The following is a 26,431-nucleotide window of genomic DNA, read 5'->3' as shown; positions in this document are numbered from 1 at the left end:
GACCAGCACGCGCGCCGGATCGAGGTCGAACTGCCCGCCCACGCCCCGAGCGAGGCCGGCACGCCGATCACCGTGATCCCCAAGCGCTGGCAGCTCTTCGCCTGAAGACGGGGGCGGCGCGACATCGCGCCGCCTGCCGGGCCGCGCCGCTGCCGCCCATCTTCCGCCCGTGCGAGCGAGGGGAGGGGCGATTGAGCGAGGACGAACTGTCCGAACTGATCCGGGACTGCCCGGTCCTCTACCACATGGCAGCCGCCGGTTCCTGGCCCTCGATCCGGCAGCACGGGCTCTGGGGCACCACGGCGCTGCTCGACCTCTTCGAGGTCACGGGCGACGCGCGCCGGGCGCTGGAGGCGCGGCGGCCGGCCTCGGTCGAGATCCGCCATGCCCGGCTCGGGCGGGCCGTGATCCGCGACCAGAAGCCGATGAGCGACCGGAGCCTCCTCGCCTGCCTCGAGGACGGGCTGTCACCGGCGGACTGGTACGCGATCCTCAACGCGCACGCCTTCTTCTCGCTGACCCGGAGCCGCCTCCTGCGGATGCTGAACGCCGGTTCCTATCGCGAGGCGGCGCACGACGTGATCGAGGCGGACACGGCCTCGCTCGTCGCCGCCCATCGCGGGCGCATCCGGCTCTCGGCGATCAATTCGGGCTTTGCCCAGCGCCACGCCGTGCCGCGCGGGCGCTCGACCTTTTCTCCGATCGCAGACTATCCCTATGCCGCCTGGCGCCGGAAACGGGCGCGCGGCGAGCGCGTCGTGGAACTCGCCGTCACGCCCGGCGTGCCGGACATGGCCGCCCACACGCGGCGCGTGGTGCGGATGCGGGGCGGCGACGAACTTGAAACGCTGTGGACGCGGGATTGAGGCGGCTGGCGCGCTGCCGCACGCGTCGATCGCCCAAGGGCATCGGGCGCCGTATCGCCGCCATCCTCGCCGGCGAAGATGACGGGAGGCACGAGTTCGACGACCTTCCCCGATCTCGCCGGAAACCTGTCGACAAATAAAATACAAGATGCTACGAGGGGGGCATGAGGCGCGATCGAGCCGTCGCGCCGGCCCGAACCTTCAGGAGCCCTGCGATGTCTTCGTCCGTCTTCTCCGGCGTGATCCCCGCTCTCATGACGCCGTGCAAGCCCGACCGCACGCCAGACTTCGACGCGCTGGTAGCCTCGGGCCAGCGCATGATCGCCGCGGGCATGTCGGCGGTCGTCTACTGCGGCTCCATGGGCGACTGGCCGCTCCTCACCGACGCGCAGCGCATGGAAGGCGTCGAGCGCTTGGTGAAGGCCGGCGTGCCGGTGATCGTCGGCACCGGCGCCGTCAACACGGCCTCGGCCGTCGCGCATGCCGCCCATGCCGCGAAGGTCGGCGCCAAGGGCCTGATGGTGATCCCGCGTGTCCTGTCGCGCGGCACGGTGCCCGCCGCCCAGAAGGCGCATTTCAAGGCCGTTCTCTCGGCTGCGCCCGAGCTGCCGGCGGTCATCTACAACAGCCCGTACTACGGCTACGCCACCAAGGCCGACCTCTTCTTCGCCCTGCGCGCCGAGCACCCGAACCTCGTCGGCTTCAAGGAGTTCGGTGGACCGGACGATCTGCGCTACGCCGCCGAGCACATCACCAGCCGCGACGACGGCGTGACGCTGATGGTCGGCGTCGACACCGCGGTGGTCCACGGTTTCGTCAGCTGCGGCGCGACGGGCGCCATCACCGGCATCGGCAACGTGCTGCCGCGCGAGGTGCTGCATCTGTGCGCGCTCGCCCAGGCCGCCGCCAAGGGCGACGCCGACGCGCGCCGGCAGGCGCTCGAACTCGAAGGCGCGCTCGCCGTCCTCTCCTCGTTCGACGAGGGGCCGGACCTCGTCCTCTACTTCAAGCACCTGATGGTGCTGAAGGGGCATGGCGAGTTCGCGCTGCAGTTCAACGAGACCGACGTCCTGTCGGATTCGCAGCGCGGCTTCGCGGAGGCGCAGCTGACGCTCTTCGACGCCTGGTATGCGAGCTGGTCGAAGACCGCGTCCCACGCGCCGCGCCTTGCGGCCTGACGGCTGCGAGGGCATAGCTCGGCCATGAACGAGGCAGTGCAGCCGGATATCATCGTGATCGGGGCCGGCGTCGTCGGCCTCTCGGCGGCGCTAGCGCTTCAGGCGCGGGGCCGTCGGGTCGCGGTCGTCGACCGCGAGGGGCCGGCGGCGGGGGCGTCCGCCGGCAATGCCGGCGCCTTCGCCTTCACCGACATCCTGCCGCTCGCCTCGCCCGGCCTGATGCGAAAGGCGCCGCGCTGGCTGCTCGACCCGCTCGGGCCGCTCTCCGTGCCGCTCCCCTACGCGCTTCGCATCGCACCCTGGATGCTGCGCGTCGCGCAGGCCTGCTCGCCGGGCCGCGTCGAGGCGGCGACCGCCGCGCAGACCGCCCTCATGGACCTCTCCAAGGCCGAGCTCGAGCCCTTCCTCAAGGCCACCGGCACGCTGCCGATGCTGCGCCGGGAGGGCAATCTCGAGGTCTTCGAGAGCGAAGAGGAGTGGCGGGCCTCCTTGCCCGGCTGGGACGCGCGCGAGCGCCACGGCATCGAGTTCCGCCACATGAGCGCGGCCGAGATGGCCGAGGTGCAGCCGGGTCTGGCAAATCGCTTCGTGCGCGGCACCTTCACGCCCGGCTGGTTCTCGATCGCCGACCCGAAGCTCTACGTCCTGGCGCTCGCCGAACGCTTCCGCGAGAACGGCGGGACGATCGAGACGGCTGATGTCCGCGCCCTCCTGCCGGACGCCGCCGGGGTGACGCTCGACACGAGCGGCGGGCCCCGGCGCGCCGCCGATGTCGTCGTGGCGGCCGGCGCCTTCTCGCACAAGATCGCCGCCACGGTCGGCGAGCGCGTGCCGCTCGAGACCGAGCGCGGCTACAACACGACGCTGCCGGGCGACGCGTTCGACCTGCGCACGCAGGTTACCTTCGGCGGCCATGGCTTCGTGGTGACGCGGCTCTCCACCGGCATCCGCGTCGGCGGCGCGGTGGAACTCGGCGGCCTGCATCTGAAGCCGAACTTCAAGCGGTCGGACGCCATGCTGGCCAAGGCGAAGAGCTTCCTGCCGGGGCTGAAGACCGACGGCGGCCGGCAGTGGATGGGCTTTCGCCCGTCGCTGCCCGACTCGCTTCCCGCCATCGGCTTCTCGCGCGGCAGCCGGCGCATCGTCCACGCCTTCGGCCACGGTCATCTCGGCCTCACCCAGTCGGCCGGCACCGCCCGGATCGTCGCCGACCTCCTGACCGGCCGGGCCCCGCCGGTCGATCTCGCACCCTTCTCCCCCCAGCGTTTCGCTTGAGGCGTTCCATGGCATCGCGCACCTTCTCCTGCCTCGACGGGCACACCTGCGGCAATCCGGTCCGCCTCGTTTCCGGCGGCGGGCCGTTGTTGCAGGGCGCGACCATGCTGGAGAGGCGCGCGCATTTTCTGGCCGAGTACGACTGGATCCGCACCGGCCTGATGTTCGAGCCGCGCGGCCACGACATGATGTCGGGCTCGATCCTCTATCCGCCGACCCGTGAGGACTGCGACGTCGGCGTCCTCTTCATCGAGACAAGCGGGTGCCTTCCGATGTGCGGCCATGGCCTCATCGGCACCGTAACCATGGCAATCGAGAACGGGTTGGTGACCCCGCGCGAGGCGGGCCGGCTTTCGGTCGACACGCCGGCCGGCCGGGTGGACGTCACCTACCGGCAGGAGGGACGCTTCGTCGAGGAGGTGCGCCTGCGCAACGTGCCGGGCTTCCTCCATTCGGAGGGCCTCACGGCCGAGGTCGAGGGCCTCGGCGAGGTGGTGGTGGACGTTGCCTACGGCGGTAACTTCTACGCCATCGTCGAGCCGCAGACGGTGTTCCGCGACATGGCGGACTTCACCGCCGGCGAGCTCGTCGGCTTCTCGCCGAAGCTGCGCAAGGCTCTCAACGAGAAGTACGAGTTCGTCCATCCCGAGCACCCGGCGATCCGCGGTCTCAGCCACATCCTGTGGACCGGCGCGCCGCGCCACGAGGAGGCGCACGCGCGCAACGCCGTGTTCTACGGCGACAAGGCGATCGACCGCTCCCCCTGCGGCACCGGCACCTCGGCGCGCATGGCGCAGCTCGCCGCCAAGGGCAAGCTCAAGGTGGGCGACGACTTCATCCACGAGAGCATCATCGGCTCCCTGTTCCGGGGCCGGGTGGAGGCGGCAGCCAGCGTCGGCGGCCGCCCCGCGATCGTCCCGTCGATCGCCGGCTGGGCGCGCCAGACCGGCATCAACACGATCTTCATCGACGACCGCGACCCCTTCGCCCACGGCTTCGTCGTGGTGTGATCAGGCGAGGCCCTCTTCGCGAAGCGCGGTCTGCACCGCCGGACGGGCCTTCACCGCGTCCATGAAGCGGGCGATGTTGGGGAAGGCCGACAGGTCGAGCTTCATGGCGCCCGCCCAGCGCAGGACCGTGAAGAGATAGGCGTCGGCTGCCGTGAAGGTCTCGCCGGTCAGGTACGTCCCGTTCGCCAGCGCCTTGTCGACGAAGGCGAAGCGTTTGGCGAGGAGGTCGCGCTGGATCGCCTTGGTGGCGTCCGGGGTGTTCGGCTTGAACAGCGGGCTGAACTGCTTGTGCAGCTCGGTCGAGACGAAGGCCAGCCACTGCTGCACGCGGTAGCGCGCCGTCGAGCCGGCCGCCGGCATCAGGCCGCTTTCGGGCTTCCGGTCGGCGAGATACTGGACCACCACGGAGGCCTCGGTCAGGACCGGTCCGTCGCCGATGTCGAGCGCCGGCACGTAGCCGTTGGGGTTGACGGACAGAAAGTCCGCGCCGTCCTCCATCGTCTTCTTCGCGAGATCGACCGGCACCAGCTCGACCGGCAGGTCCGCCTCGCGGGCGACGATGTGGGGGGCGAGCGAGCAGGCGCCGGCCTTGTAGAAGAGCTTCATCGGTTCCAAAACCTCCAGCGGGAAACGCCTCCCCTCATGCCATGAACGCGTGCCCGACGCAGCCGCCCCCGGACAGGACGCAGCGTTCACGCCGCGAAGGCGCCGCCATCGTCGGGCAGGTGAGATGCGAAGGCGGGGATGCTATCAGCGCCCCGGAACAGGCCCCGCGCGAGGACGACCGACATGAGCAACACGCAGAGCACCATCGAGACCGTGATCGCCGGGGAGATCGAGGCGCGCGGCCCCCAGGTCGCCGCGGCGGTCGCGCTTCTCGACGGCGGCGCGACGGTGCCCTTCATCGCGCGCTACCGCAAGGAGGCGACGGGCGGGCTCGACGACGTGCAGTTGCGCACCCTGGAAACGCGGCTCGCCTACCTGAGGGAGCTCGAGGCGCGACGCGCGGCAGTCCTGAAATCGGTGCGCGAGCAGGGCAAGCTGACGGGCGAGATCGAGCGGGCGATCCGGGGCGCGGCGACGCGCGTCGCGCTCGAGGATCTCTATCTCCCCTTCCGCCCGAAGCGCCGCAACCGCGCCGATGCCGCCCGCGAGCGCGGTCTCGGACCACTGGCCGAGCGCATCCTCGCGGACCGGAGCGTCGATCCGGCAGCGCTCGCCGCCGGTTTTCTCAACGCCGACGTGCCGGACGCGAAGGCGGCGCTCGAGGGCGCGCGCGACATCGTCGCCGAAGGCATGGCGGAAAATCCCGCCCTTGTCGGCGAGATCCGCCGCCACCTCGTGGCGAAGGCTGAGCTTCGCGCCCGTGTGGTGCCGGGCAAGGAGGAGGCGGGCGCCAAGTTCTCCGACTACTTCGACCACGCCGAGAAGTGGGCGACGGCGCCGAGCCACCGCGTGCTGGCGCTCCTGCGGGCCGAGAAGGAGGGCGTCGTCACGCTCGACGTCGAGGTGGATGCCGACGATCCGGCGAGCGTGAAGCCGGTCGAGGCCATGGTCGCGCGGCATTCCAACGTGAAGCCCGGAGCCAGCTCGCCCGCCGACGCCTGGCTGATGGGCGTCGCGCGCTGGGCCTGGCGGCAGAAGCTGAAGCCCGGCCTCACCACCGAGATGATGGGCACCCTCAAGGAAGGGGCGGACGGCGAGGCGATCCGCGTCTTCTCGCGCAACCTCAAGGACCTGCTGCTTGCCGCGCCCGCCGGGGCGAAGGCGACGATGGGGCTCGACCCCGGCGTGCGCACGGGCGTCAAGGTCGCGGTGGTGGACGCGACGGGACGCCTCGTCGACCAGGCGACGGTCTATCCGTTCCAGCCGAAGAACGACGTGGCCGGCGCGATGGCCAAGCTCGCGCAACTGATCGGGCGCCACGATGTCGAACTCGTCGCCATCGGCAACGGCACGGCGAGCCGCGAGACCGAGGCGCTCGCCGCCGAGGTGATCAAGGCGCTGCCGGGCCGAAAGCCGGTGAAGGCGGTGGTGAGCGAGGCCGGGGCGTCGGTTTACTCGGCCTCCGAGCTCGCGTCGAAGGAGATGCCGGGCGTCGACGTCTCGATCCGCGGCGCGGTGTCGATCGCGCGGCGGCTGCAGGACCCCCTGTCCGAACTCATCAAGGTGGACCCCAAGGCGATCGGCGTCGGCCAGTATCAGCACGACGTCGACCAGGGCCGCCTGTCCAGGGCGCTGGATGCCGTCGTCGAGGACGCCGTGAACGCGGTCGGCGTCGATCTCAACATGGCCTCCGCCGCGCTCCTGTCGCGCGTCGCCGGCCTCGGGCCATCGCTCGCCGAGGCGATCGTCGCCCATCGCGATGCCGAGGGGCCGTTCAAGACGCGCCGCAAGCTCCTCGACGTGCCGCGCCTCGGGCCGAAGGCCTTCGAGCAGTGCGCCGGCTTCCTGCGCATCTCGGGCGGCACCGAGCCGCTCGACGCCTCGGCCGTCCACCCGGAGGCCTATCCGGTGGCACGCCGGATCGTGGCGGCGGTGGGCAAGGACGTGCCGGCCGTGATGCGCGATCCGGCGGCCTTGAAGTCACTCGACCCTCAAAAATTCGTCGGCGACGGCTTCGGCCTGCCGACGGTGAAGGACATCATCGCGGAACTGGAAAAGCCCGGCCGCGACCCGCGCCCGGCCTTCCGCACGGCGGCCTTCGCGGAGGGCGTCAACGCCATCACCGACTTGCAACCCGGCATGAGCCTCGAAGGCACCGTCACCAACGTCGCGGCCTTCGGCGCCTTTGTCGACATCGGCGTCCACCAGGACGGGCTCGTCCACGTCTCGCAGCTCGCCGACCGCTTCGTGAAGGACCCGGCTGAGGTCGTGAAGGCGGGGCAGGTGGTGCAGGTGCGCGTCGTCGAGGTCGACGTGAAGCGCAAGCGGATCTCGCTGACGATGCGCCGCGAGATGCCCGATGCGGCGGAGCGCAAGGGCGGCGAGCGCCCGGCCGCGCGCGCGCCGGAAAAGCCTGCCGCCGCCAAGGCGCCCGCGGCCTCGCAGGGCGCGTTCGGTGCGGCCCTGTCGGCGGCGTTCAAGCGCAAGTAGCGTCGGCGCCTCAGCGCCGGGCCGTGCGCGCGTGAAGCGCGCGCACGGCCTCGGCGAGGTCCGCGTCCGGTCCGTCGACGGGCACGCCGGGGGCGACCTCGTTGATGGCGAGCGGGCGCACCGGGGAGGGGGCCAGCCCGAGATCGCCCTGCCACGCCGTCAGCTGCGCGGCCGAGGAGGCGTAGACGATCCGCCCGAGCCCGACCCAGGCATGGGCGGCCGAGCACATCGGGCAGTGCTCGCCAGACGTGTAGACCGTGGCCGCCCGGCGCTCGGCCGGTGAGAGGTTCGCGGCCGCCCAGCGCGCGATGGCGAACTCGGGGTGCTGCGTGGCGTCGCCACCGCCGACCTCGTTCTTCGCTTCCAGACGCGTCGTGCCGTCCGCGCCGACGAGGATCGAGCCGAAGGGCTCGTGGCCCGCCTCCAGCGCTTCGGCCGCGAGCGCGACGCAGCGTTCGAGATGCGCGCGGTCGGTCGCGTCGATCATGGTGTCACTCCCCGCCATGGTGGTCGGCTGCGGGAGGCATGGGTTCGCCCCCGTCAGGTCGGACAGGAGCTTGGCCGCGGCGGCGATTGGTCAAGAGGGCCGGCCGGCTCCATGATCTCGGAACTCGCGCGCGCGGGAAAGAAACCGCGTCCTGCCGCGTTGCGGGCGGATGACAGCGACGCGCGACAGCGAAACCTCGAAGGATCTCACGGCCGAGTGGCCGTTTCCTGTGGCGGCCGCGCTCGGCTCGCGGGTGCGCGCGCAAGGGATCGAGCGCGAGCTGCGCGCCCGCCTCGCGTTTACCGATCGCAAGCATCTCGCCGTCGAGGACGGACGGATCGTCCTGCGCTTCGAGGCGGGTCAGGAGGAGCGGCTGGAGGCGGCGTCGCGGGTCGTCGAGACGGTTCTCGCCGGCGTCGACGCGCTTGCCGTCCTGCCGCGCGAGGTCGACGACATCCTTACCATCCTGCCGCGCGAGCGGCTGAAATGGCTGAAGGACGGACGGCTGCAGAGCGCGGGCACGCGCACCGTGAAGCTGCGCGGCCGCGCCAAGGCCGTGACCTTCCACGTCTTCGACCCCCGCCAGATCGAGGATGTGCTCGACCGCGATCTCCCGGCCGTCTGGCGGATCGAGGACGCGGAAGCCCTGCGGGAGAAGCGCTCGCGCGCCGCCGGCAAGGCGGCGCTCACGCGCGGCGGGAAGGTCGAGCCGAAGCCGGCGAAGGCGGCGAAGGCTTCGCGCAGCCGCGACCCGAAGCCGCGCCTTCGCGAGTGGGACGCGTTCGACGCCGAAGGCTTCCTGCGCTGACGGCGGGCGCCCGTTCGCTCAGCCCGCCGGTGCGCCGAGGCGCCCGGCGATCGTGTCGGCGACGCGCAGCGCGTTGGCGATGATCGTCAGCGTCGGGTTCACCGCGCCGATCGAGGGAAAGAAGCTCGCGTCCGTGACATAGAGATTGTCGATCCCGTGCGCGCGACAGTCGAGATCGAGGACGCTCGATGCCGGGTCCTCGCCGAAGCGCAGCGTGCCCGCCTGATGCGCCGTGCCGCCGATCGGGGTGTCCTTGCCGAGATACAGCGTGCGGTCGACGAGGTGCGGGTGGATCTCGGCCTTGTCGCAGATCCGGCGCAGCATTTCGCGCAGCGCTCGGTGTCCGTCCATGTTGGTTTCGGTGAGATCGAGATGCACCTGCCCGTTGCGGTAGAAGATGCGGTTTTCCGGTCGCGGGAGATCCTCGGAGGTCAGCCAGAAGTCGATCGAGTGCCGGGCGATCCAGTCGAACGGCTTCTCGGGCAGCCAGTGCAGGAAGCCGGGCAGCCCTTCCGCCTCGATCTGCATGCCGTCCGACTTGCCCACCATCTGGATGTGGCCGAGCGGGAACTCGTGTGGGTTCATCGGCGACTTGGCGTGGGCGTGGTAGAAGTCGTTGAGACCGAGCGTCTTCTGGAACTCGGTCGGGTTGGGCACCTTCGAGATCGCGAGCACCGTCGCGTTGTTGTGGCGCATGTAGTTGCGCCCGACCTGCCCCGACCCGTTGGCGAGCCCGTCCGGGTGGCGGTCGTTGCCCGAGCGCAGGAACAGGAGCGCCGACGACAGGGCGCCGCAGGCGACCACCACGATGTCGCCGCGGATCGTGTGGGAGCGCCCCTCGACGATGGACTCGACGCCCGTGACCGTGCCGCCGCCGGCATCGGTCAGCAGGCGTTCCACACAGGCGTTCTTCAGAAGCGTCAGGTTCGGATGCGCCTCCAGCGCCGGGTCGACGCAGATCACCTGCGCGTCGGCCTTGCCGTTGGTAAGGCTCGGATAGCCGTCGAACGGATCGCAGCGCAGGAGCGGCGAGCGGGGCGTCGCCGCCCCGGTCTCGTCCTGTTCGAGAAGCGCGCCCATCGGTAGGTGGAAGGGGTTGAGGCCCTCGCGCGTCCACGCCTCCGCCAGCGCCTCGATGCGCTGCTCGTGGCGGATCGCAGGGTGCTTGTAGGGCTTGTGCGAGGGCGGCTCGGTCGGGTCCTCGCCCCGCTGCCCGCGCACCTCGAAGAGCTCTTCGGCGGCCTGGTAGTAGGGCTCGAACGTGTCGTACTTCACCGGCCATTCCGGCGCCGTGCCGTCGGGATGGCGCACGGCGTCGAAGTCCTCGAGGCGCAGGCGCAGGAGGACGCCGCCATAGACCTTGGAATTGCCGCCGACGAAATAATGCAGGCCCGGCCGGAACGTGTCGCCGGACGACGAGGTCCAGGTCTCCTCGGCCTGGTAGCGCCCCCGGGCGAAGACCTCGCGCGTGTCCCAGTTCTCTCGCTCGCGCTTCAGGTAGTCGCCGCGCTCGATCAGGAGGATGCGCTTGCCGGTCTGGGCGAGCTTCCAGGCCATCGTGCCGCCGCCCGGCCCCGAGCCGACGATCACGACGTCGTAGCGGTCCTCGATCATGCTGCGCCTCCGAAAGCCCTGTGATGTCGCGTCACAAGACGGGTCTCGCGGCCGATCGTTCCCCTCGTTTCGCGCCCGGCCGCATGAATTCGCGGCAAGGCGCGGGAACGCTTGGCGCGTCTTCGCGCTTGCCCCTCCCGACAGACGCTGCCCGGGCCAACCGCCGCCATGACGTTCGAGATCCTCGTCGCCTTCCTCACGCGCCTGTCGCTGGTGCTCCTGTTCCTGCCGTTCAGCGCGCTCGACAAGGTGCTGAACTTCGAGGCGGCGACCGGGCAGGCGGGCGAGGCGACGAGCAACCGCTCGCTGGCGAAGGCTCTCATCCTCGTCGGCCTCGCGGTCGAGGTCGTGATGTCGCTCGGGGTCCTCACCGGCATCGCCGATCGCCTGGCGGCCTTCGTCCTGGCGGGCTACTGCGCCGTCACCGCGATCCTCTTCAAGCGGTTCTGGCGCGCGTCCGACTTTCGCCTGCGCGGTCCCTCCAAGGGCCGCGAGACGATGTGGGACTTCCTCAAGAACTTCGCGGTCGCCGGCGGCTTCCTCCTCATCGCGTTCGGCACCACGGCCGGCGATGTCCGGGCCTTCTTCGCCGATCCCCTGTCCTCCACCCATCCCTATTCAACCGGAGCCGAGCCTTGAGCCAGGACAAGCCGACCGTTCCCTACTGGCATCTCTACACCGACGAGGACGGCGTCAGCCGGCAGCGGCAATGCCGGATGACCGAGTTCGAGCTCAAAAGCATGCAACCGCCGGCCGCCCCGCAATGGCAGGGCCGGAAGCATCACGACGGGATGACGGTGATGGTCACCGTGCAGCCCGCCGGCTGGGAGGGAGCGTGGCACGAGAACCCCGCGCCGCAGTGGATCATCCCCCTGTCCGGCCGCTGGTATGTCGAATCGATGGACGGGATGCGCGTCGAGATGGGGCCGGGCGAGATCTCGTTCGGCGAGGACCAGGGCACGCGCGAGCGCGACGGGCGAAAGGGCCACATGTCGGGCACGGTGGGCGACGAGCCCGCCGTCCTGATGGTGGTGCAGTTCGACACTCAGCGCGACGAGACGAGCCCATGTCGTTTCCGGTGAGGGCTGCGGCATGAGCGAGATCGGGTTCGAAAGCTGCGATCCGCGGTTCGATCGCTACGTCCTCGGCAACGCGCCGATCGAGCTTCTGGCGACGGGCCTGCGCTGGATCGAGGGCCTCGTCTGGATGGGCGACTGGAACTGCCTCCTGTTCCAGGACCTGCCGCGCGACCGCACGATGATGTGGAGCGAGACGGCGGGCCTGTCGGTCTGGCGCTTTCCGAGCGGGCAGGCCAACGGGCAGACGCGCGACCGCAAAGGCCGCGTCGTGTTCTGCTCCAACCGCGAGCGGGCGGTGTGCCGCGTCGAGCACGACGGCCGCATTTCGGTGCTCGCCAACCGGTTCGAGGGGCGGCGTCTCAACTCGCCGAACGACCTCGTCGTCAAAAGCGACGGCTCGATCTGGTTCACCGATCCCCTCTACGGCATCTCCAACGACTACGAGGGAGAGCGTCAGGCGTCGGAAACCCGGCCCGGCGTCTACCGTCTCGATCCGGACACGGGCGCGCTCGACCTCGTGTCGGATGCCTTCGACGGGCCGAACGGCATCGCCTTCTCGCCGGACGAGCGGCGGCTCTATGTCGCCGAGACGGGCGACCAGACGAAGCCCGACCCAACGCAGGTTCTGCGTGTCTTCGACGTGGCGCCCGACGGGCGGACGCTCCAGGGCATCAGCGACTTCGCGGAGGTTTCGCCGGGCTACACCGACGGCATGGCGATCGACGAGGACGGCAACATATGGTCGAGTGCCGGCGACGGGGTGCACTGCCTGTCGCCGGACGGCCAGCTTCTCGGGCGCATCCGCCTGCCGGCGACCGTGTCGAACCTCTGCTTCGGCGGCTCGCCGCATCTCAATCGCCTGTTCATCGGCGTCAGCCACTCGCTCTACGCGGTGTTCCTCAACCGACGCGGGGCGCGCTGGCCGTGACGGGCGCCGCGATCCTGGCGGTGCGCCTTGCCTGCCGCGACGTCGCGGCGGTCCGGACATTCTGGGTGACGGCGTTCGGAGCGGTCGCGGACGGCGAGGGGCTGCATCTTGGTCCACAGCGGCTGGACCTCGTCGCGGCGACAGAGGCCGGCGGCGCGCCGCCGCTGTCGAACGAGACCGGCTTCCAGCACTGCGCGATCGTGGTCTCGGACATGGGCGAGGCGATGGCCCGCCTTGCCGCCATGACGGGCTGGTCGCCGATCTCGAAGGCCGGCCCCGAGCGCCTGCCGGAGGCCTCGGGCGGCGTGACGGCCTTCAAGTTCCGCGATCCGGAGGGGCACCCGCTGGAGTTCCTGGAGTTCCCGGCCGATCGCGTGCCGGATGCCTGGGCCGGTGCGCGCGGAGGTCCGTGTCTCGGGATCGACCACAGCGCGATCGCGGTCGCGGAGGCCGAGCGGTCGATCGACTTCTACCGGCGGCTCGGCTTTCGCCTCGCGTCCCGCCAGATCAATCGGGGCGCCGAACAGGGGCGCCTCGACGGGCTGGGACCCGATACGGTGGTGGAGGTCGTCACGCTCGCCTGCCGGGGCGGATCGCGGCCCCATCTCGAACTCCTCTGCTACCAGCGGCCCGCGCCGGTGGCCCGTCCCGCACGCGACGGCTCACCCTACGCCACGGTCCTCGTCTGCGAGGCGCCCGGGCGAGAGGCGGGCGTCATCGCCGACCCCGACGGGCACCGACTTTGGTTCGGCGGCGAGGGCGTTCGGCCTGCAAAACCCGACTGACCCCCGCGCGGCCGACGCTGCGGCGGATGGCGGCGGGAACATGCGGGGCGGCTCGAGGGTTTGTCGGCCATCTCAGCTCAAGGAAATCCCGCATGGCCTATATCGAAGCGAAGGACGGCACCCAGATTCACGTCAAGGACATGGGGCAGGGCCGCCCGGTGGTCCTGATCCACGGCTGGCCGCTCACCGGCGACATGTTCGAGTATCAGACCGTGGCCCTCCTCGAGGCGGGCTTCCGGGTCATCACCTACGACCGACGTGGGTTCGGCCAGTCGGGCCACCCGGCGACCGGCTACGACTACGACACGTTCGCCGACGATCTCGCCGCCGTGCTCGAGGGGCTCGACCTCAACGGCGTGTCGCTCGTCGGCTTCTCGATGGGCGGCGGCGAGATCGCGCGCTACCTGACGCGCCACGGCGCCTCGCGCATCGCCAAGACCGTCCTCGTCGCCTCGGTCGCGGGCTACCTCCTCAAGGACGACAGCAATCCGCAAGGGGTCGACGGCGACGTGTTCGAGGACATGAAGGCCCAGATCCGCAAGGACCGCTTCGCCTTTCTCCAGAGCTTCGCCAAGACCTTCTACGGCGTCGGCCTTCTGTCGAAGCCGGTCAGCCAGGGCATTCTCGACTGGAGCTTCGTGCTCGGCGTGATGGCAAGCCCCCTGGCGACGATCCGCTGTGTCGACGCCTTCGGCAAGACGGACTTCCGCCCCGACTTCAAGAGCTTCACGGTGCCGACCCTCGTGATCCACGGCACGGGCGACGCCACGGTACCGATCGACCCGACCGGCCGCGCGGCCGCCAAGGCGATCTCGGGCGCGCGCCTCATCGAATACGAGGACGAGCCGCACGGCCTGTTCGCCACCGTGCCCGATCGCCTCAACGAAGACCTGATCGCGTTCCTGCGCTGAGGGCGAGGCCGGGGCTGCCCAGCGACGGGCGGCCTCGGCCGGTTCATTCCAAGCCGGCAGGCCGGCAATACGGGAAGGGGTGTACGATGCTCGACCTCAACACGGCGACGGCCGCGGACCTCGACGGGATCGATGCGCTCAAGGGGCACGGTTTCGAGATCGTGCGATACCGCGAGGAGCGCGGGCGCTTCACCTCGCTGCGGCAACTCGACGAGGTGCCGGGTCTCAGCGGCAAGACGGATGGGGTCGCAGCCGCGCTCACCGTCTCGGACCCCTGAGAAGGGGGCGCAGCGGCCCCCCGGAAACGAGGAAGCCCGCCAGCGCCTCCCAGAGCTGACGGGCTTCGAGCTGGTGCAGCTAGCCAGCGCGACGCAGCCACGGGTTGCGGTGTAGCAGATTACGGCCGGGAGACAATCGGCAAGCTTCACGACAGTTTGCCCACGCCGACGACAAATGCCCAATCAGCACGCGAACTGCCTGCCATCCATGGCCTCGCTGCTCACTTGCGCGCCGAGCCTTGCCGGGCGCGCAGGCCAGCCATGCAGCCGATGCACTACCGCACTGCACACCGATCGACTAGTTTCTTCTCACGAGTTTCGCACGAGCCTTCTCCTCCCAATCGGGCTCCTGCGGATCCGCCCGACGGCATCCTCCTCCCAGCCGAAGGGTACTCTCCGACGCCTGCCGGTCCTCCCCCGGCAGGCGTTTTTTCTTGTCCGGCCGCGCCTCCCGCCGCTGCGCGCGTCTCTTCCCATCCGTCCGGATCCTTCGCCCCCTCGTGCCGTCGCACGTCGGGGTTGGTGCCCGTCACTCCAGGGTTGAAAACTAAAAGCGGCCCGACGCAACGTTGAGGTCAGAGTTGCGTTCTATGCTCGATATCCTTGGCGGACGGATAGAGGCATTCCCATGCGAGATCTGGCGAAACTGCTGGCCGATCACTCGCTGCAAAAGCGCGTGCGCCAGAGCATGCAGCATGCCGAACCGTTCAAGCCGTCGGAGCGCCTGCCCGACGAACTGCAGCGCAAACTCGACGAACTCGATCGCGTGGTCCAAATGCGCGAGAAGGACGGCCGCAGGCACTGAAGCGCCCGATGGAATGCGCGCATCCGTCAGGATGATGGATCGCCACGCGTGGTCGGGTCGACCTCGGGATCGCAGGCGCTCGGCGCCGGGCTCGATCATTAGTGACGACACCCCGCGTCTGGTCCGCGGCGGTCACCCGTCTCCGAAATCCGCCGGCAACTCGCCGTAGCGCGCCAGCACCAGGGGATCCTCGACGACCTCGCCGGTATCGGTGTCGATCGTCTGTTGCAGGGCGACGACCCCCACGGTGCGGGTCGCGTCCCGTTCGGCCCGTCCCGCCGCTTCCCCCGCCGTCTTGAACTCCATCTGTCGCCCGGCCACCAGCCGCTTGCCGATGCGTTCGAACTGCTGGACGAGGAACAACGTCTTCTCGGGCATCCGTATCTCCTCTGGCGGACCGGCCGTCGTCGCCCGCGCCGGCCTGCTTGCGGGGGGCGGGATCCGGCGATGGGCGAGACCCACCCTTGCTGGTTACGACGCACCGGCCGGATCGGCCAGCCCTTCCGGCGATACGGCTTGGCCGCCCGCTCGAAGGCCGGTGGCGACCGCGTGGGCCGTACTCCCTTTCCTTTGCCGGCGAAGAGAAAGGGCCGGCGGCCTCCGATCCGTCGTCGCTGCGCGAAAGCCCGCGGCGTCCGCCCTCCGGCGTGCGAATCGCAGATGCGCGCCGGCAAGGGTTAAGCGAACCTTGCCGGCGATCCCCAAATTTGAGGAGTTCTTCGCGCACCGTCGGCGCTACGTCCTCTCTCGAACCCCAATGACGCGGAGGCCGAACCATGAGCGGACGCTATCGACCGAACGAGCCGACCTGCCCGATTTCCCTGGAACTCCTCGCCTTGCTGATCCGCTCGCCCGACGAGCGCGTGGCGGAGATCGCGGACGCGATGCCGCTGCGCGAACGGGCGCAACTCGCCATTCACTGCGTCGCGCGCACGCATCTTCGCCGGATCGCGTTGACGGTCGCCGCGCGATGTACCGAACAGGCGCTCTGGGAGGTCGGCGGCCGCGTTGGCACCGCCCTGTCCGAGCAATGCCATGACCGGGCTGCCTTCGACCGCGAGCCCGGCCAGATCGCCCGGCGCAAGGTATCGCTCGCCCGGGTCGCCTGAGACCGGATCGGACAGGCGTCGCGGCCTTCAAATCGGTGGCCGCGACCCTTTCTTGACATTTCCGTGAACGACGCTCTCTTCGACGGCAACAGTGCAGTCTCCTCAGGAAGCCGAGCCATGGACGTGAGCGCGCCGCAAATGACGCCGGGCCCGGATGCGTCCGACTTTGACCCTGTGCCGGAGGACGACAGCCCGTCCGACGTCGTGCTGGCGCCGGCGGAGGCCTTTCCCCGCATCGACCTGCGCGCCGCGGGCGAGCCGTGGGAGCGGCGCCGCGCCGCCGGCAAGCAGCTCCGCCGCGAGGTGCCGCACGCCGTCCATGCCGAGGCGATCGCCGCCGACGGGCGGCCCGATCCCGTCGATCTCGTGGAGCGCTCGAACGCCGGCCGGCAGGCCCGCCTCGTGCCGCTGCGCATCGCGCGCATGGCGGAATCGCCCTTCGCCTTCCTGCGTGGAGCCGCCAGCGTGATGGCCTTCGACCTCTCGCGCACGCCCCGCAGCGGCATCGACGTGGTGATGAACGGCGACGCCCACATCTCGAACTTCGGCCTCTTCGGCACGCCTCAGCGCGACGTCGTTCTCGACCTCAACGACTTCGACGAGGTGACGATCGGGCCGTGGGAATGGGACCTCAAGCGGCTGGTCGCGAGCCTCAACGTCGTCGCGCGCCAGCAGGACATCGGGCGCGGCGAGCGCCAGCGGATCGTCACGAGCTGCGTCGAGGGCTACCGCCGCTCGATGCTGGATCTCGCGCCGCGCGGGCCGATCGACGTCTGGCACCGCGCCGCGCGCGCCGACCGGCTCGACTTCAACGGCATCGAGATCGACGCGGATTCGCAGGCCGCGCTGCGCAAGGCGGTGGAGAAGGCGCGCCGCCGCGACAACGCCTCGCTCCTGGAAAAGGTCGGCGAGCGTCAGGTCGACGGCGGCTGGCGCTTCCGGCTCGACCCGCCGATCCTGACCGCCGTCGGCGAGGCGACGCGCGAGGCGGTGATCTCGGGGCTCGAGCACTACGCCGAGTCCCTGCCGCGCGAGCGCCGCTTCATGCTGAGCCGCTACCATGTCGTGGACGTCGTCCACCGCGTGGTCGGCGTCGGCAGCGTCGGCACGCGGGCCTATCTCGCCCTCCTGTTCGGCAATTCCGATCAGGACGCCCTGTTCCTGCAGGTCAAGGAAGCGATCACGCCGTCGCACGCCCCTTACGTGCCGCCGTTGCCCGAGCCCTACGGCTCGCATGACGGCGCGCGCGTCGTCTATGGCCAGCGCCTCCTGCAGGCGGTGGGCGACCCGCTGCTCGGCTGGACGACGATCGGCGATCGGCCGTTCTACGTCCGCCAGATGAAGAACATGAAGGGCGAGATCCCGCATTCGCTGCTCGGCGGGCGCTCGCTCGAGTTCTTCGCCTTCGGCTACGGCGCGCTTCTGGCGCGGGCGCACGCGCGCACCGGCGATGCCGCTGCCATCGCCGGCTACTGCGGCGGGGCGGAGAACCACGGCTTCGACCAGGCGCTCGACGAATGGGCGGAGAGCTACGCCGACCAGAACGCGCGCGACCACCAGGCTCTGGTGGAGGCGGTCGCGGCCGGGCGCTTTGCCGGCCTCGACGCTTAGCGAGGCGACCGACCGACCGTCAGCGCCCGGCCCCATCCGCCCGGCGCGGCTTCCGGCCTCGACGGGCCTTGTCCCTGGCCGGGTGCGACTTGGCGGCGAGGCCGGTGGAGAGCTTGGTCAGGTTGCGCTCGATCTGCGCGTTGAGGCCGGCAACACCCTCGCGCACCACGTCCTCGCCCCGATAGACCTCGGGAAATCGCTGCGAGAGCCAGAGCCAGGCGGTGGCGAGATTGACGCCGTCCTCGAGGCGCTGGAGATCGCCCGAGCGCAGCGGCGGCAGCGGCGCCGGCTTGCCCGCCGCATGCGCGCGGGCCCAGGTGAGCACCGTGTCCATGAACCAGGGATGGCGCAGCGACACCGGCACCACGGCATAGGCGAGGCGGTCGAGAAGCGGCAGGCCGACGCCGGACAGCCGCCGCGCCTTTTCGATCTCCTCGTCCATGTCGCCGATCTTGAGGTCGGGATGGTCGAGCACGAGACGCGAGCGCAGGTAGGCGAGGATCTGGTCGAGCGCGTCGGTTTCGAGGAACTCGGCGGCCAGCGCGACGCTCTCGCGGTTGGGGCGCACGAAGGCGCGCCCGGTCAGTTCCTTCGGCGGCGACGACAGGGCGGCGCGGATCTTCTCGACGCCGTAGGCGCCGCCGCCGATCACGCCGACGAAGCCCTCCTCGAACATGCCGAAGCGGCCGGCCCGCCCGCCGATCTGGCGGATCTCGGAGTGGAGGAGCGCACGGCGCCTGGTGCCGTCGAACTTGTCGAGCGCCGAGAAGAAGACGCGCGAGACGGGAAGGTTGAGGCCCATGCCGATCGCGTCGGTCGCGACCACCACGTCGGCCTCGCCGCGGCGGAAGCGCGCGGCCTCGGCGCGGCGCACCTCCGGGCTCAGCGCGCCGTAGACGGTGGCGACCGACAGGCCGAGCGGCACGATCGCCTCGCGCAGCTCGTGCACCGCCGCGCGCGAGAAGGCGACGACCGCATCGCCGCGCCTGAGATCATGGAGACCGATCGGCTGCGGCCAGGCCGCGAGCTCGTTCTTGCGCGCGAGCACGCGCACCTCGAGCGGCTCCCCCAGCACCTTGGCGAGGCGCTCCACCATCGGCACCGCGTCGGGCGAGCCGGTCATCACCACGAGATCGGCCGGCACGCCGAACAGCGCCTGCGTCCACGCCCAGCCGCGCTGCTCGTCGGCCAGCATCTGGATCTCGTCGATCACCGCGACGTCGACGCGGCGGCCGACGTCGATCGTCTCGATGGTGCGGGCGTAGTGCGTGACGTCCTCGCCCGTGTCGCGTTCCTCGCCGGTGACGAGGCCGGCGCGCACGCCCCCGGCGCTCAAGGTCTCGCGGTGCTCGTGGGCCAGAAGGCGCAGCGGCGACAGGACCTCGGCCGTCGGCGCCTCGATCGCCAGCCGCATCGCCTCATAGGTCTTGCCGGAGTTCGTCGGGCCGGCGAGGAACAGGAGCCGGCGGCCGATCGCGCGCGCGAGCGGGAAGAGGCTGGGATAGCGGTCGTAGCCGGACGCCTCGGCAAAGCTCGCGCGGCGACGGCTCTGGCGGCGGTACGAGCGCACCGAGGCGGCGATCTTGTCGAACCACCGGTCGCAGGTCGCGCGCACCTCGTCCTCGCCGGTCGTCTGCGCCGCGAAGACGAAGCGCTCGAGATCGGCCTGCGTCGCCGCCTTCAGGAACGCGGCCGGGTCGCCGAGATCGCGGGTCTCGTCCGTGAAGCGGCGCGCATAGTCCGCGCCGACCGCCTCCAGCGTTTCGCGCATTCGCGCGGCCGTCGCGCGCGCCTCCGCGGCGACAGCCTCGGCCGCCGCCTCGATCTCGTCCTCGCCGATGATCTCGTCGTCGGCGAGGCGCCGGCCGATGCCGCCCGGCGCGCGCACGCGGGCGAACGCCATGAGGAGCGTCTCGCGCTCCACGGGGAAGATCGCCGCGAAGACGGGTACCTCGACCTCGAAGGCGGCAAACGCGCTGTCGGTCGTGCGCCGGGCGCGCACGACCTCGCCGGCCTCGACGGTTGCAAGGCGCGCGATGCGATCGGCCTCGTCCTCCTCGCCCTCGCGCGGGATTTCCGCGTCGGGAACGTGCGTGATCGACCGGACGCGGCCGGCCGGAACGAGGATCGCCTTGCGGCGCCCGCCATCGTCCTTCGCCTTGTCGCCGAACGGCACCTCCATGCGGCGGACCAGCCCCGCTTCGACGATCGCGAGGCAGCGCGCCAGGGATCGGCCGGTGAGGGCCGGCAGCATGGCGATGGGATAGCTGGCGGGAGGCTGCATGCGGGGCTCTGACATGATCGGGATCGGCGGCCCCGTCCTCGTGGACGAAAGCGCCGGGCCTGTCCATGCCGCCGCGCCGCGGCCTCTCGGCGTGGCCAACCGTCGCAAGCCGTAGGGATCGGCCCCGCAGACGCTAGTTTCAGTGCGGGGATGTCGTCGGAACGGACGACAACGGGGCGTAACGGCGTGAGGGACGTAAACGATGCACAAGGTCCGGGATCGTCCGCCGATGCCTCTTCGCCCTGCGCCGGGACATCGCAAGCGGGCGATCGGATGAGCGCGGCGGCCAGCCGGCTGGCCCTCACCGATCTCACCTGCCGCTACGGCGCGACGGTCGCGCTCGACGGCGTGGGCTTCGACGTCGAGCCGGGCGAGTTCGTCTCGATCCTCGGCCCGTCCGGCTGCGGCAAGTCGACCCTCCTGCGCGCCATCGCGGGCCTCGAGCCGGTCGCCGGGGGCGAGATCCGGATCGGCGACCGCTCGGTCGAAGGGCTGGCGCCGAAGGACCGCGAGGTCGCCTTCGTCTTCCAGTCCTATGCGCTCTATCCGCACATGAGCTGCCGCAACAATCTCGCCGCCCCGCTCGTCATGCGCGAGCTCTCCGCCGTCGAGCGGCCGGCGCTCGCCCGGCTCCTCTCGCCGCGCGTGCGGGACAAGCACCGGTCGATCGCGGCGCGCGTCGCGGCGACCGCCGAAATGCTCGGCATCTCCCACCTTCTCGACCGCCGCCCGTCGGCCCTGTCGGGCGGCCAGCGCCAGCGCGTCGCGCTTGGGCGCGCCCTGATCCGCGAGCCCCGGCTGTTCCTTCTCGACGAACCGCTCGCCAATCTCGACGCGGCGCTACGCAACCGCACGCGCTCGGACCTTCGCGCGCTGCAGCGCCGGATCGGCGCGACGACGCTGTTCGTCACCCACGACCAGTCCGAGGCGATGGCGATTTCCGACCGCGTCATCGTCATGTTCGAGGGGCGCGTGCGCCAGATCGGCACGCCGGACGAACTCTACCGCCATCCCGCCGACCTCGACGTCGCCCGCTTCCTGTCGCAGCCGCACCTCAACGTCATCGACGCGGCGACGCTGCGTGCGGCGATCGGCGAGCGGACGGCGCACGGCGACATCGTCCTCGGCGGGCGGCCTCTGGCCGCGATCGACGGCGTCGTCGCCTTCCGGCCCGAGCATGCCGGCATCCGTCGCCGCCACGAGCCGGGGCTGCCCGGCCTGCACGTTGTGGTGGACCACGCCGAACACGCCGGCGTCGAGGCGCATCTCTTCGTGCGCACGACGGGGGGCGGGGAGCCCTGCGTGGTGCGCATCCCCTCCGAGGCGATCGGGCAATGGCCGCCGGGCAGCGAGGGCGTGCTGCAGTTCCAGACCGGCGCCGTCCACGTCTTCCCGCAAGGGGAGGCCGAACCCAAGCCGACCACGCCGCCGGCAAGGGCCGTCGCTTGAGCGCGGATCTTCGCCACCGGCGACGGGTCGGCGCGCTCCTCGCGCTGCCGGGCGCCGCGTTGCTCCTTGCCCTCCTCATCCTGCCGTCGATCGCCGTGCTCGCCCTGTCCTTCACCGACTACCAGTTCGGCATGCCGGGCGCCGCCTTCGTCGGCTGGCGGCAGTACGCGGCGCTCGGCAGCGACGCCGGGCTGCGCAACAGCCTCGTCAACACCGCGCTCTACGTGGCGATCGTCGCGCCCGTCTCGATCGGCGGCGCGCTGTGGCTGGCGGTGCTCCTCCAGGGGCAGGGCCGCCTGCGGCCCCTGTTCCAGACCGTGTTCTTCCTGCCGGTGACGGCGACGCTGGTCGCCATGGCGACCGCCTGGGAGGTGGTGCTCCACCCGTCCTTCGGCATCGCCAACACGGCGCTGTCGTCGCTCGGCTTCGAGCGCGTGCGCTTCCTGACCGACCCTTCGACGGCGCTCGGCACGCTCGCCGCGATCGGCGTCTGGAAGATGCTCGGCTACAACATCCTCCTGTTTCTCGCCGGGCTCGCGACGATCGACCGCCAGCTCTACGAGGCGGCCGCGCTCGACGGTGCCAACCGCGGCTGGAGCCGGTTCACGCTGGTGACCCTGCCGACGCTGGCGCCCGTCACCCTGTTCGTCACCGTGATCACGCTGATCCGCAGCATGTCGGAGTTCGAGACCGTCGCCGTCCTGACGCAAGGGGGCCCGAGCGGGGCGACGGAGATGCTGCTCTACACGCTCTACCAGCAGGCCTTCCGCTACTTCGACGTCGGCGCGGCGGCCGCGCTCGCAGTCGTCTTCCTCCTTCTCGTCGGCGTGCTCTCGATCCTGCAGGTGCGCCTCTTCGACCGGGGAGGCGCACATGGATGAGGTGCGGCTCGAAGGCGCCTCGCGGCTCCGGCAGGCGCTGTCGGTCCTCGTGCTCGTGCTCGCCGCCGGGCTGACGCTCCTGCCCTTCGTGGTGATGGTGGCGGTGAGCCTCGCCGCCCCCGGCACGGTCTACGACGGATCGCTCCTGCCGGCGCCGAGCTGGTCGGGCGCGCTTGCCAACTACGCGCTGGCCTTCTCCAGCCAGCCGCTCCTGCGCTTCATGCTGAACGGCGTCGTGGTCTGCGGGGCGATCCTCGTTCTCCAGATCCTTGTCGCCGCGCCCGCCGGCTACGCGCTCGCCAAGCTGCCGTTCCGCGGCCGCCCGCTTCTCTTCGGCGCGGTGGTCGTCTCCCTCCTGATCCCGATCCAGGTCCCCGCGATCCCGCTCTATCTCGCGATCGCTGAAGCCGGCCTCCTCAACACCTATGCCGCGCTCGTCCTGCCCTTCGCAGTGTCGGCCTTCGCGATCTTCCTGTTCCGCCAGTTCTTCCTGTCCTATCCCGACGAGGTGCTGGATGCCGCCCGCCTCGACGGCTTCTCCGAGCTTGGCATCGTCTGGCGCCTGATGCTGCCGGCGGCCTGGCCTGCGGTCGCGGCCTTCTCGACGATCAGCGTGATCGCGCACTGGAACGACCTCTACTGGCCGCTCGTCGTCGTCACCCGCACCGAGATGATGACCCCGCCGCTCGGGCTCCTCGCCTTCCGCGCCTCGGGCGAGACCACCGGTAATGTCGGGGCGCTGATGGCCGGCGGGGTGATCGTCACCGCGCCGCTCGTCCTCGGCTTCCTGTTCTTCCAACGCCATCTCGTGCGCGGCCTGTCCGTGCGCGCCCGCAACTGATCTCCGCCCTCGCGAAGGAGCCCGCCATGAAGTCCCTGATCCTCGGCCTCGCACTCGGTGCGGCGCTGGCCGCCGCGCCCGCCGTCGCGGCCGACACGACCCTCACCGTCCTCCATGCGTGGCCGCATCACGCCACGTGGCAGGGCGAGATCGCGCGCCGCTACATGGAGGCCCATCCGGACGTGAAGATCACGTTCCAGGCGCCGTCCACCGACTACGCCGAGGGCCTCGTCTCGGTGATCCGGCAGGAGATGGCGGGGGAGGCGCCCGACGTCTTCATGGTCGGCTCGCACCTCCTGCAGAACCTCGTCGCGCGCGGCATGGTAAAGCCGCTCGACGACGTGGCGGCCGGCCGCGACATGGCCGCGCTCGGCTACACCGACGCGATCCTGAAGCTGACGCAGGTCGACGGCGTGCAGTACGGCCTGCCCTGGACGAGCTCGACGCCGGTGATGTTCTACAACAAGGACCTCGTCACGAAGGCCGGTGGCAACCCGGATGCGATGCCCAAGACCTGGGACGAGACGATCGCGCTGGCGGGCAAGATTCAGGCGCTCGGCGGCGGCGTGACCGGCATGTACTATTCGCTCGGCGACGACGACTGGATGACGCAGAATCTCCTGGCCACCAACGGCCTTGCCCCGGTCGGCGGGGACGGCAGCGAAATCGCCTTCGCCACCGAGGGCGGGCGCGAGGCGGTGCGCACCTATCGCCGCTTCTTCGACGAGGGCGGCCAGCAGCCGATCGCCGACAAGGCGGCACGCCAGGAGATGTTCGCCGGCAAGCTCGGCATCTACTTCAACTCGACCGCGGCCGTGCGCTCCTTCTCGCGCGAGATTGGCGACCGCTTCGCCTGGAGCACGGCCGAGATGCCGGTCCTGAAGGCCGGCGGGGGCGTTGCGTCGGGCGGCATGGCGGCGGTGATCCTGACCGACGATCCCGCCAGGCGCGCGGCGGCTTTCGACTACCTCCTCTTCGGCACCAGCCCGGAAAGCCAGGCCTATGTGGTGGAGCAGACCGGCTACATGCCCTCCAACGAGAAGGCGATCGAGACGCTCAAGCCCTTCTACGCGGCCAACCCGAGCTTTGCGACGAGCGCCCGGCAGATCGACCGCGCGCTGCCCTGGTTCGCCTGGCCCGGCCAGAACGGCGTCAGGATCAGCCAGGCCGTGCTCGACGACATGACGGCGGTCGGCAACGGCGCGATGACGCCGGACGCGGCGTCCGCGGCCATGGCCGACACGATCGCGCCGATGATGAAATAGGCGGACGATATCTGCCGCCGGACCCCGAGCCTCGGCAGGGAGGCGTCGGGCTCGGCGTCTCCCTTGGCTAAGGCTTGGGGGGAAGGGGGAAAAAGGCCCGCCCGGCGCCCTCAGCCGCCGCCGATCAGGATGCCCGCCGCCAGCACCAGCGCGCCGCCGACGAGGATCTGGACGGCGGCGCGCAGGATCGGCGTTTCCATGAAGCGGTGCTGGATCCAGACGATCGCCCAGAGCTCGACGAAGACCACGACGAGGGCGATCGCGGTGGCGGTCCAGAAATCGGGGATCAGGTAGGGCAGGGCATGGCCGAGCCCGCCGACCGCCGTCATGATGCCGGACGCGAGCCCGCGCTTGACCGGCGAGCCGCGCCCCGACAGGACGCCGTCGTCGTGCGCGGCCTCGGTGAAGCCCATGGAGATGCCGGCGCCGACGGCGGCGGCCAAGCCGACGAGAAGCGTGGTATGCGAATTCTCGGTGGCGAAGGCCGTGGCGAAGATCGGTGCGAGCGTCGACACCGACCCGTCCATCAGACCCGCCAGTCCCGGCTGGACGAGCGTCAGGATCAGCTGCTTGCGCGCCGTCCTGTCCTCCTCGGCGCGGGCGTCCGGCGTCAGGTGCGCCTCCTCCAGCGCGTTCGCCTTGCCCTTGTGGCGGCGCTCGGCCTCGGCGAGATCGCCGAGGAGCCGCCGCGTCGAGGGGTCGCCGACGCGCTTGACCGCCTCCTCGTAGAACCGGCAGGCCGCGTCCTCCATCCGGTCGGCCTCGGCGCGCATGCGCTCGATCCCGAGCTGCGCCACCAGCCAGACCGGACGGCGGCTGACATAGTCCGCGACGTGCTCGCGCCGGATCAGGGGGATGGTGCCGCCGAACCGTCGCTCGTGCTCGTCGATGAGGGCGCGGCGGTGGCCGTCCTCCTCCGCTTCCATCGCGCGGAACACGGCGGCGGTTTCGGGATAGTCGCCCGCCAGCCGTTCGGCGAAGCCCGCATAGATGCGGGCGTCGTCCTCTTCGGCGGAGATGGCGAGCGCCAGGATCTCGCGCTCCGACAGATCGGCAAATCGCTTGCGGCCATCGGCGAACCAGAGCATCGCAGTTTCCAGTCTGGAATTATTCTAAACAAGGGGGATGTAGCACGCGCCGCCCGTCGCGCCAATCGATGGCGACGGCTCGACGCGCCCGAAAGGCGGCCGAACGGTCGTGTCTCGGGATGGCGGCAGGGCTCGGCGGAGGAGGGCGCCGGCGGGATCGCGGTGCGGCGTCGTCCACGAGGGCGTGGCCTGGACCCGCCGGGGTCCCGGCTCTCTGGCGCCGCTGCGCCGTGGCTTCTGCGGACGGGAAGGGGCCACGCTCCCGGTGAGCGTCGACCCCGTCCCCGAGGCGGCGGTCCGGGCGTCAGCCCTTGACGGTAAACATGGCGACCATGCCGGCCGCGACGTGGCCCTTGATGTTGCAGATCAGCTCGTAGGCGCCGGGCTTGAGGTTGACGGTAAGCTTGCCGGACTGGCCCGCCTTGAGGTCGGACACCTCGCCCATGCTCATCAGCGTCTTCTCGTCGACGCGGTTCTTGGCGGGATCGACCTTCAGCGTCTCGCCCGGCTTGTCGAGCTTGATCACCACCATCTCGTGCGGCGTGTTGGCCGCGACGTTGGCGACCTCGAACGTCACCTCGCCGGCGGGCACCTCGGTCTTGTCGAGCTTGATCGCCATCTGCCCGCCGCGCTCGCCCACGAGCTGGACCGAGACCGTCTCGGCGGCGAAGGCCGAGGCGGGGAGAAGCACCGCGAGAAGGCCGGAGGCAAGAGCAAGACGAGAGAAGTTCATTGTATTTCTCCAGTTATGACGGACTGCGATATTTGACGGCAACCTGCCTT

Annotated in this window: 26 protein-coding genes; 19 read left to right on the top strand and 7 right to left on the bottom strand. The window is 70.6% G+C overall.

From position 1 onward, the window contains the following. Positions 1-191: 191 nt before the first annotated feature. The 4 genes from ASF65_RS07285 to ASF65_RS07270 all read left to right on the top strand — a co-directional run bounded on the left by ASF65_RS07285 (position 192) and on the right by ASF65_RS07270 (position 4,329). A complete protein-coding gene (locus ASF65_RS07285; RefSeq protein WP_082505241.1) occupies positions 192-866 on the top strand; it encodes a hypothetical protein in 675 nt (224 codons plus the stop codon). 215 nt (positions 867-1,081) lie between these two features. Then, the gene (locus ASF65_RS07280; RefSeq protein WP_055887299.1) at positions 1,082-2,044 is read left to right on the top strand and encodes a dihydrodipicolinate synthase family protein; all 963 of its coding nucleotides are present in this window, start codon (positions 1,082-1,084) and stop codon (positions 2,042-2,044) included. Between the two features lie 24 nt (positions 2,045-2,068). Next, positions 2,069-3,319: an FAD-binding oxidoreductase gene (locus ASF65_RS07275; protein ID WP_055887297.1), complete on the top strand. Its 1,251-nt coding sequence runs from the start codon at positions 2,069-2,071 to the stop codon at positions 3,317-3,319. A gap of 8 nt (positions 3,320-3,327) precedes the next feature. Next, positions 3,328-4,329, top strand: coding sequence for a 4-hydroxyproline epimerase (locus ASF65_RS07270; RefSeq protein ID WP_055887294.1), 1,002 nt, complete (start codon positions 3,328-3,330; stop codon positions 4,327-4,329). Here the strand turns inward: ASF65_RS07270 and gstA are convergent, their stop codons facing one another. After that, positions 4,330-4,935, bottom strand: a complete 606-nt coding sequence (gene gstA, locus ASF65_RS07265) for a glutathione transferase GstA (RefSeq protein ID WP_055887291.1) — start codon at positions 4,933-4,935, stop codon at positions 4,330-4,332. Positions 4,936-5,118: 183 nt separating this feature from the next. Between gstA and ASF65_RS07260 the strand changes: the two genes are divergently transcribed. Beyond that, on the top strand, positions 5,119-7,425 hold the full coding sequence (locus ASF65_RS07260; RefSeq protein WP_055887288.1) for a Tex family protein: 2,307 nt from the start codon (positions 5,119-5,121) through the stop codon (positions 7,423-7,425). A gap of 10 nt (positions 7,426-7,435) precedes the next feature. Here the strand turns inward: ASF65_RS07260 and ASF65_RS07255 are convergent, their stop codons facing one another. Beyond that, positions 7,436-7,912, bottom strand: a complete 477-nt coding sequence (locus ASF65_RS07255) for a nucleoside deaminase (RefSeq protein ID WP_082505240.1) — start codon at positions 7,910-7,912, stop codon at positions 7,436-7,438. 169 nt (positions 7,913-8,081) lie between these two features. Here ASF65_RS07255 and ASF65_RS07250 point away from each other — a divergent pair, with 169 nt between their 5' ends. Then, positions 8,082-8,720, top strand: coding sequence for a hypothetical protein (locus ASF65_RS07250; RefSeq protein ID WP_055887285.1), 639 nt, complete (start codon positions 8,082-8,084; stop codon positions 8,718-8,720). An 18-nt stretch (positions 8,721-8,738) separates the two neighbouring features. On the opposite strand, the gene ASF65_RS07245 is transcribed toward ASF65_RS07250, so the two are convergent. Continuing rightward, complete coding sequence (locus ASF65_RS07245; RefSeq protein ID WP_055887282.1) at positions 8,739-10,334, bottom strand: GMC family oxidoreductase; 1,596 nt, start codon at positions 10,332-10,334, stop codon at positions 8,739-8,741. A 168-nt stretch (positions 10,335-10,502) separates the two neighbouring features. Between ASF65_RS07245 and ASF65_RS07240 the strand changes: the two genes are divergently transcribed. From ASF65_RS07240 to ASF65_RS21300, 7 genes are all read left to right on the top strand, one after another. Next, positions 10,503-10,973 (top strand): DoxX family protein, encoded by a 471-nt coding sequence (locus ASF65_RS07240; RefSeq protein WP_055887280.1) that lies wholly within the window; start codon positions 10,503-10,505, stop codon positions 10,971-10,973. Beyond that, positions 10,970-11,416, top strand: a complete 447-nt coding sequence (locus ASF65_RS07235) for a cupin domain-containing protein (protein WP_055887277.1) — start codon at positions 10,970-10,972, stop codon at positions 11,414-11,416. Before ASF65_RS07240 ends, ASF65_RS07235 begins: the two co-directional genes overlap by 4 nt. 10 nt (positions 11,417-11,426) lie before the next feature. Beyond that, positions 11,427-12,341 carry an SMP-30/gluconolactonase/LRE family protein gene (locus tag ASF65_RS07230; RefSeq protein WP_055887273.1) on the top strand — a complete coding sequence of 305 codons (915 nt, stop codon included), beginning with the start codon at positions 11,427-11,429 and terminating at the stop codon, positions 12,339-12,341. After that, positions 12,338-13,126 (top strand): VOC family protein, encoded by a 789-nt coding sequence (locus tag ASF65_RS07225; RefSeq protein WP_055887270.1) that lies wholly within the window; start codon positions 12,338-12,340, stop codon positions 13,124-13,126. The genes ASF65_RS07230 and ASF65_RS07225 overlap by 4 nt, the downstream gene beginning before the upstream one ends. Positions 13,127-13,218: 92 nt before the next feature. Then, on the top strand, positions 13,219-14,037 hold the full coding sequence (locus ASF65_RS07220) for an alpha/beta hydrolase (protein WP_055887267.1): 819 nt from the start codon (positions 13,219-13,221) through the stop codon (positions 14,035-14,037). Between the two features lie 86 nt (positions 14,038-14,123). Next, positions 14,124-14,315 (top strand): helix-hairpin-helix domain-containing protein, encoded by a 192-nt coding sequence (locus tag ASF65_RS07215; protein WP_055887264.1) that lies wholly within the window; start codon positions 14,124-14,126, stop codon positions 14,313-14,315. A 628-nt stretch (positions 14,316-14,943) separates the two neighbouring features. Further along, the gene (locus ASF65_RS21300) at positions 14,944-15,120 is read left to right on the top strand and encodes a hypothetical protein (protein ID WP_156369203.1); all 177 of its coding nucleotides are present in this window, start codon (positions 14,944-14,946) and stop codon (positions 15,118-15,120) included. A gap of 132 nt (positions 15,121-15,252) precedes the next feature. Here the strand turns inward: ASF65_RS21300 and ASF65_RS07210 are convergent, their stop codons facing one another. Beyond that, a complete protein-coding gene (locus ASF65_RS07210; protein ID WP_055887261.1) occupies positions 15,253-15,498 on the bottom strand; it encodes a hypothetical protein in 246 nt (81 codons plus the stop codon). A 398-nt stretch (positions 15,499-15,896) separates the two neighbouring features. Here ASF65_RS07210 and ASF65_RS07205 point away from each other — a divergent pair, with 398 nt between their 5' ends. Both ASF65_RS07205 and ASF65_RS07200 read left to right on the top strand, forming a co-directional pair. Next, positions 15,897-16,229, top strand: a complete 333-nt coding sequence (locus ASF65_RS07205) for a hypothetical protein (protein WP_055887258.1) — start codon at positions 15,897-15,899, stop codon at positions 16,227-16,229. Positions 16,230-16,352: 123 nt separating this feature from the next. Then, positions 16,353-17,840, top strand: a complete 1,488-nt coding sequence (locus ASF65_RS07200; RefSeq protein WP_244486585.1) for a DUF2252 domain-containing protein — start codon at positions 16,353-16,355, stop codon at positions 17,838-17,840. A gap of 19 nt (positions 17,841-17,859) precedes the next feature. Here the strand turns inward: ASF65_RS07200 and ASF65_RS07195 are convergent, their stop codons facing one another. Then, on the bottom strand, positions 17,860-20,124 hold the full coding sequence (locus ASF65_RS07195; protein WP_055887255.1) for a helicase-related protein: 2,265 nt from the start codon (positions 20,122-20,124) through the stop codon (positions 17,860-17,862). A gap of 273 nt (positions 20,125-20,397) precedes the next feature. On the opposite strand from ASF65_RS07195, the gene ASF65_RS07190 reads away from it, so the two are divergent. From ASF65_RS07190 to ASF65_RS07175, 4 genes are read left to right on the top strand one after another with little or no spacing between them, the layout of a single operon-like run. Further along, positions 20,398-21,573, top strand: a complete 1,176-nt coding sequence (locus ASF65_RS07190; RefSeq protein ID WP_055887252.1) for an ABC transporter ATP-binding protein — start codon at positions 20,398-20,400, stop codon at positions 21,571-21,573. Further along, positions 21,570-22,454: a sugar ABC transporter permease gene (locus tag ASF65_RS07185; protein ID WP_055887249.1), complete on the top strand. Its 885-nt coding sequence runs from the start codon at positions 21,570-21,572 to the stop codon at positions 22,452-22,454. Before ASF65_RS07190 ends, ASF65_RS07185 begins: the two co-directional genes overlap by 4 nt. Continuing rightward, positions 22,447-23,295 carry a carbohydrate ABC transporter permease gene (locus tag ASF65_RS07180; RefSeq protein ID WP_055887246.1) on the top strand — a complete coding sequence of 283 codons (849 nt, stop codon included), beginning with the start codon at positions 22,447-22,449 and terminating at the stop codon, positions 23,293-23,295. The genes ASF65_RS07185 and ASF65_RS07180 overlap by 8 nt, the downstream gene beginning before the upstream one ends. A 26-nt stretch (positions 23,296-23,321) precedes the next feature. Continuing rightward, positions 23,322-24,560 (top strand): ABC transporter substrate-binding protein, encoded by a 1,239-nt coding sequence (locus tag ASF65_RS07175; RefSeq protein ID WP_055887243.1) that lies wholly within the window; start codon positions 23,322-23,324, stop codon positions 24,558-24,560. Between the two features lie 110 nt (positions 24,561-24,670). On the opposite strand, the gene mbfA is transcribed toward ASF65_RS07175, so the two are convergent. Both mbfA and ASF65_RS07165 read right to left on the bottom strand, forming a co-directional pair. Beyond that, the gene (gene mbfA / locus ASF65_RS07170; RefSeq protein ID WP_055887240.1) at positions 24,671-25,648 is read right to left on the bottom strand and encodes an iron exporter MbfA; all 978 of its coding nucleotides are present in this window, start codon (positions 25,646-25,648) and stop codon (positions 24,671-24,673) included. A gap of 304 nt (positions 25,649-25,952) precedes the next feature. Next, on the bottom strand, positions 25,953-26,381 hold the full coding sequence (locus ASF65_RS07165; RefSeq protein WP_055887239.1) for a plastocyanin/azurin family copper-binding protein: 429 nt from the start codon (positions 26,379-26,381) through the stop codon (positions 25,953-25,955). Between the last annotated feature and the right edge of the window lie 50 nt (positions 26,382-26,431).

The sequence above is a fragment of the Aureimonas sp. Leaf324 genome, from assembly GCF_001423245.1.
In the GTDB taxonomy this organism is placed as follows: Bacteria; Pseudomonadota; Alphaproteobacteria; order Rhizobiales; family Rhizobiaceae; genus Aureimonas.
The sequence above is the reverse complement of the archived record's forward strand: the minus strand, read 5'-3'. Positions and strand labels throughout refer to the sequence as shown.